The organism is Lutispora sp. QWL-02 (assembly GCF_058315355.1).
Genome location: NZ_CM177762.1, coordinates 3,885,969 through 3,900,917, shown reverse-complemented (window position 1 = coordinate 3,900,917; position 14,949 = coordinate 3,885,969). Strand labels below are relative to the sequence as shown.

Here is a 14,949-nt window from a genome sequence, read left to right as displayed (position 1 = left end):
CCAATAAAGATAGCATTTTTCTACGAAAAGCACAAGATGGGGAATTCTGGCTTTTCTCGTAGTTGTGTCCCCGCCTAAGAGAAAGGCACGCTGAGCGCGTGCCTTTCTCTCACATCATATCACTTTTCAAGAAAATGATTCTTCTCGAAATTGTTTTTTACTTAATAGCGAACCTGAGGGCCGGTATAACCGACGCGCTTCAGGCAATCAAGCCAGCACTTGTTGGCATAGTGCGGCGCATCCCACCACTTATCATCGGAGGGCGCCAAAATCAGCTCAACCTTCATACCGACCTCAGTGGACGCGTTGTTTAAAGGATGTGCATAGTGGTTCTTGTCTAGACAAATCAGACTTATAATCTCAGGGACCGTAATGATGGCGGAGCCATCCCCACGACGCATGACCAGGTTTTCGTTCTGGAAATCGATGGTAAAGACACCCGTCTCTTCGCCATCAGTAATCTCAATGGTAGTCGTACCGCAGTCAAAGCCTGCGATAATCTGGGTGTCTTTCTTGAGGATCTTACCAACGCCGAATCTGCGGCAAGGTGTCACGCCATTCAAATATGTGAAGGGATCAGATGCCTTGTCAGCTGCAGCTTTTTCCAGTGCTTCGCCGACCTTCATGGCTCTTGTTACACAGCCCACGACGGAGTTTGCTTCAAATTCTGATTTGCACAGGGCCCAAGTGGAGAAGCCAATCTGGTTGTCAAAAACACCGCAGATGCCACGGGCGATTCTCTCAGACTCAGAGTCGCTGTCGCCATAAGCTACGATCTCATTGCAGGGGCCACCCGGCTTGCTGACGTTCAGCGTACCCATGCCGACCGGGTACGGAGCAAAGCCGCGGGCGGCATTCAGACTGGTGTTCAGCTCGGGCACAGCACGTCCATTGGCATCCACATCCAGGAATTTGATACGCTTAGCAGGATCGTCATTGGAATAGATTGCCACCAGCATGGGGGCAAAGGTATTAAATCCGCCCATCTCGCCAGAATAAAGGTATTTGACCTCTTTGCCCTCAGGGGCCAAGGCCTTCTTAAACGCTTCAAAGGAGGCAACACCATCGGGGCCAAAGGTACCCTTCTTCATAGCCTCAGGAGAACCCAGGCATGCGATCATTGCACCATAGGCGTTAACATCTACTGCGGCATCATCCAGAGAAAGCATGGTGACTTCAACATTTTTGTTTGCCGCTACCAGTTTCTCAAGGATCTCTACAGCAGTTTCCAATGGGCCGCCGCCGCCACCGCCAAGAAGTGTTGCGCCATACAGAATTTGCTTGATTTGTTTTTCTCCCAATACCGTAATCATTTTATAATCCTCCTTCAGTTTTAGTAATTTTCGCTATCATAAACACGGATTCGCCCTTATAGGCAGTAGATATGTTACCAGCATTTCTATATATATCGTATCAGCCGGGTTTTCATTTGTCGCTGTCCTTGAGGTTAAATAAAACCATAATTTTTTGTCAAAACAGATACCTCAAGCAATGTCAACGATAATGGCAGGAGTAAACCAAACAATTATGATGACCATGTCAGTGATTGTAAACTGCATATTTATAGGCGCAAACGGCCTTGTCATGTAAATACTTTTAGCTACAAACCGCACAGAGATGGATAAGGCTCTGATGCCAGGCATATCTATAGTGGTTGTGGCTATTATACTTGATCGCCTCACCCAAAGACTTGTCAAGAAAAGGAGGCGGGCAGCAATGAAAGATGAAAATATAATAAAAGTATAAAATGTATCATATCTGAATAATTTCGTCGTAATTTTTGTAAATATAGTTTGTAATACCATTATGAAGTGATGAAATTGCACCGTACTGCAATCGAACAGCTTCATAAACGGAAGCGGAAGAAAAATAGAAAGCAACTCTCATTATACGAGGAACTCGGGTCTCCGAATTTAGTCCTTTTTATTTTATTCTTTGTACATATATGCAAAAAAGCCTTAAAAGTTTTAAGTAAATCACAAGCATACAAATATATGCTTTAAGTTCTATCTATCATACAAAAGATAATGGGCTTGCCTATAGAATTATTCAATAGATGAGTGATGCATCATTGAAATTATTTATATCAGGAGGGAGACTATGAAGGAATATTTAAAAATCGCCAACGATCCGATCCTATGGCTGATGTGCTTACCTGTGGTTGTTTTAGTAGCAGTCCAAGCAGTTATATTTACTAAGAGGGCTTTCCAGACAGCCCATATTGTCAAGCTTACGAAAGAAGAATGCTGGCACGCATTCAGAGTAGGAGCCATATCTGCTATAGGCCCTGCTATTGCCGTTTTTATCGTTATGCTGGGTATGATGGCTGTGGTCGGTGCTCCCGTTACTTGGATGAGGCTTGCAATTATCGGTGCCGCACCCACGGAACTCACCGCTTCGGCAATGGGAGCCAAAGCTATGGGTGTTGAGTTTGGATCAGCGGATTATGGAGTGCTTCAATATGCCAATTCAGTTTGGGCAATGACACTAAACGGCAGCGGCTGGTTATTATTCTGCGGATTATTTACTCATAAGCTGGATTCATTAAGGGATAAGATTGCCGGCGGCAATACAAAGCTGATGGGTGAAATAGGCGGGGCTGCCATGCTTGGCACGATGGCTTATCTTACTACCGGACACATATTAGCGGGCGGTGGAAGGCTTATAGCTTCAGTTATAGCAGGTTTGGCAATGGCAGTATTGGTTAATATATCCAGGAAGGTCCCGGGTCTTACAGAATATAACTTAGGCATTGCCATGCTGATAGGAATGTTTACATCTGTATTGATAATAGGTTTTTAATAAAGGGGGCAACATAAATGGAAGATAAATTATTGAATGAAAGTTATGAGCAATCCTTTACCAAGCATATAATAGGTGCAGGAAGATGGACCCTTCTATTGTCCGTACCCTTATGCTTTTTACCGGCAATCTATCTATGGATACGCTATGGCGCTTTGCCGCCTCTTGGCTCCATATTGACGGGCTGGTTTTTAATAGCCTCTATATATGGCTCTTGGTATATAGTTGAACCGATATCCTATTTCCCTATATTAGGGCTTTCGGGAACCTATATGTCCTTTTTGAGCGGAAATATTGCCAACATGAGAGTACCTTGCGCCGCAGTGGCCCAGGAGGTATTAAAGGTTGAGCCGGGTTCCAAAAAAGCTGAATTGGTTGCCACGATAGGCATAGCAGGGTCTATAATAACAAACCTTCTTGTAGTCACTCTGGCGGCAGTAGCAGGCAACGAGCTATTCAAATATTTCCCTCCCATAGTGGTAAAAGCTCTTGATTTTGTTCTTCCTGCTATATTCGGTGCATTGTTTGTAATGTTCTCGATAAAGTATCCTAAATATGGAGTATTTGCTATAGGAATAGGAATGTTTCTGTTAGGTGTTGTAAAGGTTTTGCCTACTTGGGCTATCATACCTATATGCATATTTACAACTATAGGCTATGCGATAACTTCATTTAAAAGAAAAAATAAAGCTGATCAGAGCAGAGAGGTGTAAGCATTGAATAACAAAGATATATTAAAGTATATCGACAGAGACGAAACAGTAGCGCTTCTTCAGGAAATGGTGCAGTTCAAAACCGTTAATGAGCCTGGAGATGAGAAGCCTTTGGCAGAATTCATCAAGGCAAAGCTGGAGGCTTTTGGGATTGATGCTTACATAGATGATGTAAGCGACAATAGAGCCAATGTAATAGGAAGAATAAAAGGCAGCGGTGAAAGAGAAGCTCTTTTATTCAACGGGCATTTGGATACGGTGCCCCCGGGAGATATTGAGTGGAAGCATAGTCCGTACAGCGGAGCATTAGAGGATGGGAAAATATACGGGCGAGGCTCGGCGGACATGAAGGGTGGACTGGCTGCCATGCTAATGGCTCTTAAGGCTGTTAAAAAGGCAGGCTTGGAGCTCAAAGGAGATTTCATATACAGCGCTACTGCAGGCGAAGAGACGGACAGCATAGGGGCCGTTAAGTTTGTTAAAGACGGCGGCCTTGATGGAGTAGGCGCCATAATAATTGGAGAGCCGAGCTCCTGCGGCGTGAATGCAGCAGAAAAAGGAGCATTTTGGATAGAGATAACAACCTATGGGAAAACCGCTCACGGTGCCTTCCCCGAGAAAGGAATAAATGCAGTTGTAAACATGAATGCACTGCTTTCTGAGCTTATAAGCTATAAATTCAAGTATGAAGACAATGAAATATTAGGGCATCCAACCATGAATATCTCTACAATAAAAGGCGGGGTCAAGACCAATGTGGTGCCCGACAAATGCAGTGTGACCATTGATATGAGGACAGTGCCGGGAATGCATCACGGTGACATAATAAAAGATTTTGAAAAGATGATAAGCAAGCTGGCTTCCGACATCGATGATTTCAAGGCAGATATTAAAGTATTGAACGACAGGGCTGCAGTAGAAACAAAGGCATCCCATCCCTTTGTAAAGTTAGCAGTGGATACTGTAAGGGAAGAGTTTAATAAAGATATTAAAGCCGCAGGTGTTAATTTTTACACCGATGCCTCCGTATTCTTGCCGGCAAAAGAGCTGCCCTGCATATTCTATGGACCGGGGGATGCTAATATGGCCCATCAGCCTAACGAACATGTAACTGTAGACAGCCTTATGGAAGCGGTACATTTCTATTGCGCAATGATAGAGAGATATCTGGTTCTATGAATCTAAACTCGCTTCGAAAACCCTATGGAGATCAGTAGAACCGGTAAGCAAGAGCATGTGCGCTGAAGTACATGCTCTTAAACTATATACAACACCAGGATTTGTAATTTTCATGTGAACTATCAAGTGTTATAATATTTTGGGGTGGTAATATGGGAGTAACCGTTAGAGAAATTCTTCAGTCACAATATTTTTCAGGCTATAGAATATTAGCCGGGAAGGAAGCTTTAGATCTGAAAGCACAGGCCGTTGTTCTTTTTGATGCCCCCGATGGATACAAATGGTTTAAAGGCAAGGAATTCGTCATTACCTCAGGATATCTTTTCAAGGACAATACTGAGCTTTTCAAGGAAGTGATAATGCACCTTTTCAAGCATAAATCCGCTTGAAAAATATACTGAAAGAATTGGAAGCAAATATATCCAATTATTATTTTAAAATAGGCATAGGAGATCCGGAAAAGGATATATGCAATATGAAGAAAAGCTATATGGAGGCTCTAAAGGCAATCGAGATAGGCTCGCATATCTATCCCGATTCAAGTATTGTGGCCTTTGAAGACCTTGGGCCCTTTGGACTGATCAGAGTAGAGAACATGCAGAGAAAAAGCTTCGGAAGCAATTTTAAAAATATATATCCTTTATTGGACGAGGAAAATGCAGAGGAATTGCTTGAGACCCTCAAAGCATTTCTGGAAAGTGAATCAAATTATAATATTGCAGCAAAAAAGCTATATCTTCATAGCAATACCGTAAGATACAGGATTGGCAAGATACAGCAATTGTGCAATATTGACCTGGAGGATTCGACGGAGAGATTAAAGGCTGAAATCGCCTTGAAGTTTATAAATATGGTGAAAAAGTAAGACTGTGATTTATATATCAATATAAAGGTTGTTAGGCTTGTTGCTAGAATTCATAGTGAGACCACATGCTGATGATTTTTACCGTTTGCATGTCTTCAATGACTTCATAGACAAGCCGATGCTGGATATTGATTCTGCGAGAATATGCACCTTGTAAATCGCCTTGAAGCTTTTCATATGGCGGCGGCGATTGATAAGGATTTTTTCGTAATATATCAATGAGTGCTTTGGCTTTATTGTCAAGTTTGCCAGCTTTCAGCTTTGGTATATCTTTTAAAGTATTTTTATCATAAACGATGGAATACATTACCATTCGACCTCGTTTTCAGAAATACATTCATCAATTGGTGTTTTTAAGCCTTCCATGATGCGTTCGCGCATATTCGGAATGGAGCATAGATAAAGTGTTTCCATCAAGCCGTTATAATCATCTTCACTGATAATTACTGCATTTCCGTCTTTAGTGCTGATGTTGACAGGCTCATTATATTTTATTGTTTGTTCCAACATGTTAAACAGATTCTTTCTGAAATTAGTGATATTTGTATTAATCATGCCATATACCTCCAATCTATCTTGTATGTACATTATAATGTACGCAAATGATATTGTCAATGTTAATGTACATTATAATGTACACTTTTGTTTTAAATAAAAATTTATCTTAGTACATTGACAAACTCCTGGGCTGCTGCAGGGAGGGGGATGTCTTTGTGTATCAGCAGCCCCAGGCATCTGGGGCTTATATTTTCTTTGAGATTTATCTGAAAAAGGCTGCCTTCACCCATGGCAAGGGAGGCAGCTTCTTTTGTCACATAGGATATGCCAAGGCCTATCTTTGCCATATCTATCAACAGGTCCACACTGGACAACTCGATTTCGGGCTTTACATTTAAACCATGCTGCTGAAACAGCTTATCGAAAAAAACTCTTGTATTGGTGTTTTTTTCTAAAGCCAGCAAAGGGTATTGTGAAAGCTCTGCCAGAGATATAGTCTTTCCCTTCAGCTGTTCATACTTTTTTCCTGCTGTAAAAATATCATCGACCTGTTTCAGTATCCGGACTTCAAAGCTCTTATACTTATTTTCCTCATCTATATTCACAACTGCCAAATCGACTTCGCCCTTTTGCAAAAGGCTTGTGCACACCGGGGAGGTTCTGTTTATTATATGGATTTTGATATTGGGGTACAAATCGTTGTATTTTTCTATATAAGGCAGCAGGAAATGCCGGCATATGGTGTCGCTGGCGCCTATCCTGACCTCCCCTTCCTTGAGGTTCTGAATCTCGTCCAAAAGCCGCTCTCCTTTGGAAAAAAGGTTGACGGCTTGCTCCACATATGCAAAAAGCTTTTCTCCCTCCGCAGAAAGCCTTATATTTTTTGTATTTCTTATAAAAAGCCTGCTGCCCAGCTTTGCTTCAAGAGTTTTTATGGATTGGCTCACCGCCGATTGGGAAATATAAAGCTTGGAGGCAGCTTCTGAAAAGCTTTTGTACCTGCCTACATAGTAAAAAACCTTGTAAAGCTCGAAATTGACATCCATATATAAGCCCTCCTTATAAATAACATTAGAAACATTAATTATTATAATTAATAATACTATGCTAAACTTTAATTGTAAAGCACTGAAAACTCGAAGCTTTTGCAATCGTTATCAGCTAGCAAAACAAATGATTGCGGCAAAAACAAAATTTAAACGGGATAAATAAAAATGGGAGTGAAATATATATGAACAATGTAAGACGAATATTCGTGGAGAAAAAGCCTGATTTTGCAGTAGAAGCAAAATCTCTTCTGGCAGATTTGAAGGAGAATTTGGGAATAAAAGGACTTGAAGCTTTAAGGATAATAAGGAGATATGATGTAGAGGGCATAAGCGATGAGGTTTATGAAAAGGCCAGAAATACCATCTTTTCCGAACCGCCCATAGATTTCGTATATGATGAAGAATTGAAGAACGATGAAAAGGATGAAGTATTCGGAGTGGAGTATCTGCCCGGCCAATATGACCAGCGGGCTGATTCGGCTGCTCAATGTCTTCAGATAATAAGCATAAAAGACAAGCCGGTCGTCAGGACTGCCAATATTATAGTGCTGAAAGGGAGCATATCGGAGCAGGAGCTTTCAAAAATCAAATCCTATTATATAAATCCCGTTGAGATGAGGGAGGCAGCTCTCGGAAAATTCAGCAGCTTGGCATCTGAGGCTCAAATTCCTGAAAACGTTATGGTTTTAGAGGGCTTTATCCACGAAACAGCCGAAGGGCTTAAAGCCTTGCAAAGCAGGCTGGGTCTTGCTATGAGCCTTGAAGATCTGGCTTTTTGTCAGGATTATTTCAAAAAAACTGAGAAAAGGAACCCTACTATCACTGAGATAAGGGTTATTGATACCTATTGGTCCGATCACTGCAGACATACCACCTTTGACACAATAATCGATGAGGTTGCTATTGATGAGGGTAAATACAAAGATGTGATCCAAAAAGCCTTTGGGCTTTATTCGGAAGGAAGAAGCTTTGTATATCAAGAAAAGAAGAAAGAAATATGCCTTATGGATATGGCCCAGATGGCTATGAAAGAGATGAGAAAGAGAGGCCAACTGGAGGATCTGGAAATATCCGATGAAATAAACGCCGCCAGCATCGAAGTGGAAGCAGAGGTTGACGGCAAGACGGAAAAATGGCTGGTCATGTTCAAAAATGAGACACACAACCATCCCACCGAGATAGAGCCTTTCGGCGGAGCTGCCACATGCTTGGGCGGCGCCATAAGGGACCCTCTTTCGGGAAGGTCTTATGTTTATGGAGCTATGAGGATCAGCGGAAGCGGCGATCCCAGGACCCCTGTAGCTGATACCATAACCGGCAAGCTGCCCCAGAGAAAGATAACTACAGGTGCCGCAGCGGGCTACAGCTCCTATGGCAATCAGATAGGCCTTGCAGCAGGGCAAATAGCGGAGGTTTACCATGAAGGCTTTGTTGCCAAGAGGATGGAATTAGGAGCTGTGGTTGGAGCGGCTCCCAAGTCTAATGTGGTAAGGAAGGCTCCTTCTGCCGGCGATGTTGTAATCTTGCTGGGAGGAAGGACCGGAAGAGACGGCTGCGGCGGAGCTACAGGCTCTTCGAAGGAGCATGATGAGAAATCCCTTGAAACCAGCGGAGCAGAGGTGCAAAAAGGGAATGCGCCTACAGAGCGAAAAATCCAGAGGCTTTTCAGAGATCCAAAGGTCAGCACTATGATAAAGAAATGCAACGACTTCGGCGCAGGCGGAGTATCTGTGGCTATCGGAGAATTGGCGGACGGGCTCCATATAAATCTTGATGCGGTGCCGAAGAAGTATGAAGGCCTGGATGGGACTGAGCTGGCCATATCCGAATCCCAGGAGCGAATGGCGGTTGTCATAAGCCCCGAGAATGAAGAGGAGTTTATCCGGATGGCGGTTGAAGAAAATCTGGAAGCCGTTGCGGTGGCTCATGTGACCGATGGAAACAGGCTGACCATGATGTGGAGAAACAATCCCATAGTGGATATCAGCAGAGAGTTTTTAGATACCAACGGCATAAGGCAAAAGACCAATGTAAGAATAGCAATGCCTCAAGGAGAAGATATTTTCAGCGGCAGAAAAGCCGATGTTTCAGATATGAAAAAAGCCTGGCTGGAGAATTTGGAGGACTTGAACGTATGCAGCCAAAAAGGGCTCGTGGAGAAATTTGACTCTACTGTTGGTTCCAATACTGTTTTGATGCCCTTTGGAGGGAAGCATCAGGCGACGCCCAGCGAAGGGCTTTTGATGAAGCTTCCTGTACTGAGCGGAAATACAAGCACCGGGACGGTGATGACCTATGGCTACAATCCCTATATATCAAGCTGGAGCCCTTTCCATGGCGCCATATATGCTGTAGTCCATGCCGTATCAAAGGTCGTAGCAATGGGCGGAGATTATAAGAGGGTCAGATTGACCCTCCAGGAGTATTTTGAAAAGTTAGGCAGGGATGAGGAGAAATGGGGCAAGCCCTTCGCTGCTCTATTAGGAGCCTATATGGCTCAGAAGCATCTGGGCATACCCGCTATAGGAGGCAAGGACAGCATGTCCGGAACATTCCTGGATTTGAACGTGCCTCCTACTTTGGTGGCTTTCGCGCTGGCTCCCATGAATGTAGAGCATGCAGTGTCCCAGGAGTTCAAAGGCAACCGCAGCCAAATTGTGTTATTGCCTGTGAAAAGGGATGAAGAAGGCTTGCCGGATTTTGAAAGCTTAAAAGAAACCTATGATAGAGTACATGAATTGGTCAAAGCGGGCCATGTGCTTTCCGCTTCCACTGTAAAAGAAGGCGGTGCCGCTGCTGCGCTGACTAAAATGTGCTTTGGGAATAGAATAGGTATGAAAGTTTTTGGGAATTATGATTACGAAAAGCTTTTTATGCCTGATTTCGGCTCTTTTATATTGGAATTCGGAATGGAAGTTGATCTATCCGTGCTATTGCCGGGCATTTCACACATCCGCCTGGGTGAAACCTGGAATAAAGAGATAATAGATGTAAATGGCATAGTAATAGAACTGGCAGAAGCTCATGACCGCTGGAGCAGACCTTTGGAATCTATATTCCCGGCCAAGGCGGAAAAAGCAGATAGTGTATTTGAAGTGGAATACAAGGGGAGAAATACCCAAAAGCCGGTCATAAAGTCTCCGGCACCCAGAGTTCTGATACCTGTATTTCCGGGCACCAATTGCGAGTATGATACCGCAAGAGCTTTTGAAGATGCCAAAGCCAAAGCGGACATAATGGTGATAAAGAATATTACTCCAAAGGATATTGAGGAATCGGTAAAAGAATTGGCCAGGAGGATAAGGGCTTCTCAGATACTGGCATTCCCCGGAGGCTTCAGCGGAGGGGATGAGCCTGACGGCTCCGGTAAATTTATTGCGGCGGTATTCAGGAATGATTACGTGAAGGAGGCCGTCATGGAGCTTTTAAACAACCGGGACGGCTTGATAATAGGAATATGCAATGGTTTCCAGGCGCTTATAAAGCTGGGACTCCTGCCCTACGGCGAGATAAGGGATATTGACGAGAGCAGTCCGACTCTGACCTATAATAAAATAGGACGCCATGTATCTCAGCTGGTGAGCACAAAGGTGACCTCAACCTTATCGCCATGGTTTGCCTATTCTAACGTAGGAGATATTCATACGATACCTGTGTCCCATGGAGAAGGCAGATTTGTAGGGGACGAGGAGCTGATAAAGGAACTGGCAAGAAAAGGCCAGATAGCTGCTCAATATGTGGATGAAGAGGGACGCCCCTCAGCGGAATTCCCTCATAACCCCAACGGTTCTGCTAACGCAATAGAGGCCATAACCAGCCCGGACGGCAGAATCCTCGGCAAGATGGCTCATTCTGAGAGAGTGGCGAAATATGTATATAAAAATGTGCCGGGCAATAAAGAACAAAGCATATTCAGAGCCGGAGCAGATTACTTCTCCAAATAACACGAATGATAAATATGATAGTGATGAGCATAGTTCGTATTTAAATGTATTAAATAACAAATTAATGATAAATAGTTCGAAAAAAGCTTGACGGTTTGTCCTGTTATATGATAGTATTAATTTGTCGATAAAACTTATATCGCATTGAATTACTCATATAATATCGGGAATATGGCCCGAAAGTTTCTACCAAACAGCCGTAAATTGTTTGACTATGAGTGAAATGTACGATCCATGTTTTTGGATGGGTTTCACTGCCCATCCATTTTATTTTTGTCACACAATAACGGAAAGGGGAATAATATCTTGGAAAAGTACTTCAGACTCAAAGAAAACAACACTACAGTGAAAACAGAAATTATCGCAGGCATCACGACCTTTGTAACAATGGCCTACATAATTTTTGTAAACCCATCTATTCTTAAAATGGCAGGAATGAATTTAGAAGGCGCTTTAGGTGATGCGGCAATTCCCTTCAATGCATTCAACGACCCTGTTGTAGGCTCAGTAATGGCTGCTACATGTATTTCAGCAGCAATAGGAACGTTGATAATGGGGCTTTATGCCAACTATCCTTTTGCTCAGGCTCCGGGAATGGGACTCAATGCATTTTTCGCATTTTCAGTAGTTTTAGGCATGAGCTATACCTGGCAGCAAGCTTTAGCGGCAGTTTTCATCTCAGGTTTGGTATTTATACTTATTACTCTTACTAAGATCAGAGAAATGATAATTGACTCTATACCCATGTCTCTTAAGCATGCAGTAAGCGGCGGTATAGGATTGTTTATAGCACTTATAGGATTTAAAAACGCAGGGATCATAGTTGCCAATCCTGCAACATTAGTGGGCTTTGGGGACTTGACGGCTCCAAATACTCTTTTGGCTATATTCGGACTTTTTCTTACGGCAATACTCATGAGCAGAAATATAAAAGGCTCTATGCTCTTAGGAATTCTTGCTACGACTTTGGTCGGCATTTTTACCGGCGTGGTTGCCATTCCTGAAGGCTTCAGCCTGGTATCCGCTCCGCCCAGCATATCCCACACCTTTATGAAGATGGATTTTGCAGGCTTATTAAAGATCGGAGAAGGGGCCACTCTTGCAACGGCAATCACCAGCATTTTAACAGTTATACTTTCTTTTTCATTCGTAGATATGTTTGATACTATAGGAACTTTAGTAGGAACAGCTTCAAAAGCAAACATGATGGATAAGGACGGCAAGCTTCCAAGGGTCAATAAGGCCTTGTTGGCAGATGCTGTTGCAACTTCAGCAGGTGCTATGCTTGGGACATCTACAGTTACCACATATGTTGAAAGCGCCGCAGGAGTATTGGAGGGCGGCAGAACAGGGCTCACTTCTGTGGTTACCGCTGCATTGTTCATATTGGCTTTGTTCTTTGCTCCATTGGTAGGCCTGGTGCCTTCAGAGGCTACGGCTCCTGCTCTTATCATAGTAGGAGTTTTGATGATGAGTGCATTGAAAGAGATCGATTTCAATGATTTTTCAGATGCTTTTCCTGCATTCCTCACAATAGTTATGATGCCTTTCAGCTACAGCATTGCAAATGGAATAGCAGCAGGAATGATCGCATATCCCGTTATAAAGATTGTTACAGGCAAGCATAAGGATGTTCATCCTGTGGTTTATATCTTGGCATTATTGTTTATACTGAGATTTGCTACGATGGCTGGTTGATGTAAATTGCGAATCCGATTAGAGCTAGACTTTAATCGGATTCTTTCAACAAATGGGAAGAGTTTTTAACTAGGAGGGAGATACATGGATAAAAATCCAAAGGTTGCAATCATAATGGGAAGCGACTCAGATTTGCCCATAGTGGCAAAAGCCATAAAGGTTCTGAAGGAATTCAAGGTTGATTTTGAAGTAAGGGTAATATCTGCCCACAGAACACCGGATAGGGCTTCCGCCTTTGCAAAGGGGGCAGAAGCAGAGGGCTTCGACGCGATCATAGCGGCGGCCGGCAAAGCTGCTCATTTGCCCGGGGTGCTGGCAGCATATACTGTACTTCCGGTGATAGGGATACCTATCAAATCCTCTGCTCTGGACGGGATGGATGCTTTATTATCCATAGTTCAGATGCCTTCGGGCATACCGGTGGCCACAGTGGGGATCGACGGAGCAGAAAATGCAGGGCTTCTTGCTGTAGAGATGCTTTCGATAAAGTACGAATTTTTGAGAAAAGCCTTAAAGCTCCATAGGGAGAATATGGAGCAGGAAGTAATAAAAAAAGACGAAAGAGTAAGTGAAGAAGAATTTTAATTAGAACTCAGAACTCAGGGTTTTAGGGTAGGGCGCTGGAGCTAGAAGGAATACCCTAATGCCGGAGGCTAGCGGCTAGAAGCTAGAGACTAAAAAAGGAGATTATAAAATGTGTGGAATAGTTGGTATCTATGATAAGGGCAATATAAATGCAGCTAACGGAGCTTATTACGGCCTGGTGGCTTTGCAGCACAGAGGCCAGGAAAGTGCAGGCATTGCTATAAATAATGATGGCATAATAACCTGCTATAAGGATATGGGCTATGTAAATGAGGTATTTGACGATAAGATATTGAGCCTTTTGAAGGGAGACATGGCCATAGGACATGTGCGCTACTCGACTTCAGGCGCAAGCTTTGCAGCCAACGCCCAGCCTATTTTGATCAAATTTAAGAATGGAAACCTGGCTATGGCTCACAACGGCAACCTGGTAAATGCGGAAGCGTTGAGAGAGCAGCTGGAGGATCAAGGCATGATCTTCAGCACCACCACAGATAGTGAAGTGATAGCGGCACTGATAGCCAGAAACTATAAAGGCGATATCGTTAACGCAATTCAAGATACCATGGACATGGTAAAGGGCTCCTATGCTTTGGTTATAATGACAGTTGACAAGCTCATAGCCGTAAGAGACGGTTATGGTCTCCGCCCATTGGTCATCGGGAAGCTTGATGATGGCTACGCATTGGCTTCGGAAAGCTGCGCTCTTGATACTCTGGGCGCGGAGTTCATGAGGGATGTGAAGCCGGGTGAGATAATAGTCATAGATAAGGATGGAATGAAAAGTATACAAAGCAGCATCACGATACCAAAGAAGGGCTGCTTATTTGAATATATATATTTTGCAAGGCCTGACAGCATTATTGACGGTATCAGCATGTACAAGGCAAGAGAAAATGCAGGGAAAATACTTGCCTCAGAGCAGCCTGCCATAGCCGATACGGTTATTTCGGTGCCGGATTCAGGAACCCCGGCTGCCATAGGCTATGCAAATCAATCGGGAATTCCGTATTCCGTTGGCTTGATAAAGAATAGATATGTAGGCAGAACCTTTATTCAGCCGACCCAATCCATGAGGGAGCTTGGCGTTAAGCTTAAGCTCAATCCCTTGAAGGGCAATATTAAGGGAAAAAGAGTGGTAATGGTGGATGACAGCATAGTGAGAGGAACGACAAGCAGAAAGATCGTCAAGGCATTGAGGGATGCCGGAGCAACTGAAGTTCATGTGAGAGTCGCCTCACCGCCGGTGATACATTCCTGCCACTATGGCATAGACACTCCTACAACTGAGGAATTGGTCGGAGCAATAAACCCTTTGGAAAAGATAAGAAAGTATATCGGAGCAGACAGCTTGGGCTACTTGAGCCTGAAAGGACTGCTGGCTTCTGTGGACAGCGATGGCGAGGGCTATTGCACCGCATGCCTCAACGGAGAATATCCGATACCGTTAGACTGCCGAAGATAGGCGGATGGCTTTAGGGTATTCCTTATAGGCCAGGGCTCAGGATTCAGAGCTCAGAACTCAGGAAATTAGGGTTGAGCTCTGGCGGCAGGAGGTCACAGAGTATGTAAAAACTTAACGAATAATATAATTTCCATTCCGTGATTTTTGGTGT

Annotated in this window: 13 protein-coding genes and 1 riboswitch; of the genes, 9 read left to right on the top strand and 4 right to left on the bottom strand. The window is 43.6% G+C overall.

All coding sequences use genetic code 11. From position 1 onward, the window contains the following. Nucleotides 1-161 precede the first annotated feature (161 nt). A complete protein-coding gene (locus AC4HCY_RS18585) occupies nt 162-1,313 on the bottom strand; it encodes an S-methyl thiohydantoin desulfurase domain-containing protein (RefSeq protein ID WP_491094856.1) in 1,152 nt (383 codons plus the stop codon). Nucleotides 1,314-2,100: 787 nt separating this feature from the next. Here AC4HCY_RS18585 and AC4HCY_RS18580 point away from each other — a divergent pair. From AC4HCY_RS18580 to AC4HCY_RS18560, 5 genes are all read left to right on the top strand, one after another. After that, the gene (locus AC4HCY_RS18580; RefSeq protein ID WP_491094855.1) at nt 2,101-2,802 is read left to right on the top strand and encodes a DUF5058 family protein; all 702 of its coding nucleotides are present in this window, start codon (nt 2,101-2,103) and stop codon (nt 2,800-2,802) included. A gap of 17 nt (nt 2,803-2,819) precedes the next feature. Beyond that, nucleotides 2,820-3,515, top strand: a complete 696-nt coding sequence (locus tag AC4HCY_RS18575; RefSeq protein WP_491094854.1) for a hypothetical protein — start codon at nt 2,820-2,822, stop codon at nt 3,513-3,515. A 3-nt stretch (nt 3,516-3,518) separates the two neighbouring features. Further along, nucleotides 3,519-4,694, top strand: a complete 1,176-nt coding sequence (locus AC4HCY_RS18570) for a M20 family metallopeptidase (RefSeq protein WP_323432042.1) — start codon at nt 3,519-3,521, stop codon at nt 4,692-4,694. A gap of 152 nt (nt 4,695-4,846) precedes the next feature. Beyond that, nucleotides 4,847-5,083: a PucR family transcriptional regulator ligand-binding domain-containing protein gene (locus tag AC4HCY_RS18565; RefSeq protein WP_491094853.1), complete on the top strand. Its 237-nt coding sequence runs from the start codon at nt 4,847-4,849 to the stop codon at nt 5,081-5,083. After that, the gene (locus AC4HCY_RS18560) at nt 5,080-5,559 is read left to right on the top strand and encodes a PucR family transcriptional regulator (RefSeq protein ID WP_491094852.1); all 480 of its coding nucleotides are present in this window, start codon (nt 5,080-5,082) and stop codon (nt 5,557-5,559) included. The genes AC4HCY_RS18565 and AC4HCY_RS18560 overlap by 4 nt, the downstream gene beginning before the upstream one ends. Before the next feature lie 43 nt (nt 5,560-5,602). Here AC4HCY_RS18560 and AC4HCY_RS18555 read toward each other — a convergent pair whose 3' ends face one another. The 3 genes from AC4HCY_RS18555 to AC4HCY_RS18545 form a co-directional block, all read right to left on the bottom strand. Then, nucleotides 5,603-5,866 (bottom strand): Txe/YoeB family addiction module toxin, encoded by a 264-nt coding sequence (locus AC4HCY_RS18555; RefSeq protein WP_323432040.1) that lies wholly within the window; start codon nt 5,864-5,866, stop codon nt 5,603-5,605. Beyond that, nucleotides 5,866-6,114, bottom strand: a complete 249-nt coding sequence (locus AC4HCY_RS18550; protein ID WP_255226239.1) for a type II toxin-antitoxin system Phd/YefM family antitoxin — start codon at nt 6,112-6,114, stop codon at nt 5,866-5,868. The genes AC4HCY_RS18555 and AC4HCY_RS18550 overlap by 1 nt, the downstream gene beginning before the upstream one ends. A 104-nt stretch (nt 6,115-6,218) precedes the next feature. Then, nucleotides 6,219-7,103 carry a LysR family transcriptional regulator gene (locus AC4HCY_RS18545; protein ID WP_323432039.1) on the bottom strand — a complete coding sequence of 295 codons (885 nt, stop codon included), beginning with the start codon at nt 7,101-7,103 and terminating at the stop codon, nt 6,219-6,221. Between the two features lie 185 nt (nt 7,104-7,288). Here AC4HCY_RS18545 and AC4HCY_RS18540 point away from each other — a divergent pair, with 185 nt between their 5' ends. From AC4HCY_RS18540 to purF, 4 genes are all read left to right on the top strand, one after another. Beyond that, nucleotides 7,289-11,050, top strand: coding sequence for a phosphoribosylformylglycinamidine synthase (locus tag AC4HCY_RS18540; protein ID WP_491094851.1), 3,762 nt, complete (start codon nt 7,289-7,291; stop codon nt 11,048-11,050). A 133-nt stretch (nt 11,051-11,183) separates the two neighbouring features. After that, nucleotides 11,184-11,285: riboswitch (purine riboswitch) on the top strand. Then, nucleotides 11,285-12,748 carry an NCS2 family permease gene (locus tag AC4HCY_RS18535; RefSeq protein ID WP_442916686.1) on the top strand — a complete coding sequence of 488 codons (1,464 nt, stop codon included), beginning with the start codon at nt 11,285-11,287 and terminating at the stop codon, nt 12,746-12,748. It overlaps the preceding riboswitch by 1 nt. Before the next feature lie 84 nt (nt 12,749-12,832). After that, complete coding sequence (purE, locus tag AC4HCY_RS18530; RefSeq protein WP_491094850.1) at nt 12,833-13,333, top strand: 5-(carboxyamino)imidazole ribonucleotide mutase; 501 nt, start codon at nt 12,833-12,835, stop codon at nt 13,331-13,333. 109 nt (nt 13,334-13,442) lie between these two features. Continuing rightward, nucleotides 13,443-14,798 carry an amidophosphoribosyltransferase gene (gene purF / locus AC4HCY_RS18525; RefSeq protein ID WP_323432035.1) on the top strand — a complete coding sequence of 452 codons (1,356 nt, stop codon included), beginning with the start codon at nt 13,443-13,445 and terminating at the stop codon, nt 14,796-14,798. The last annotated feature ends 151 nt before the right edge of the window (nt 14,799-14,949 follow it).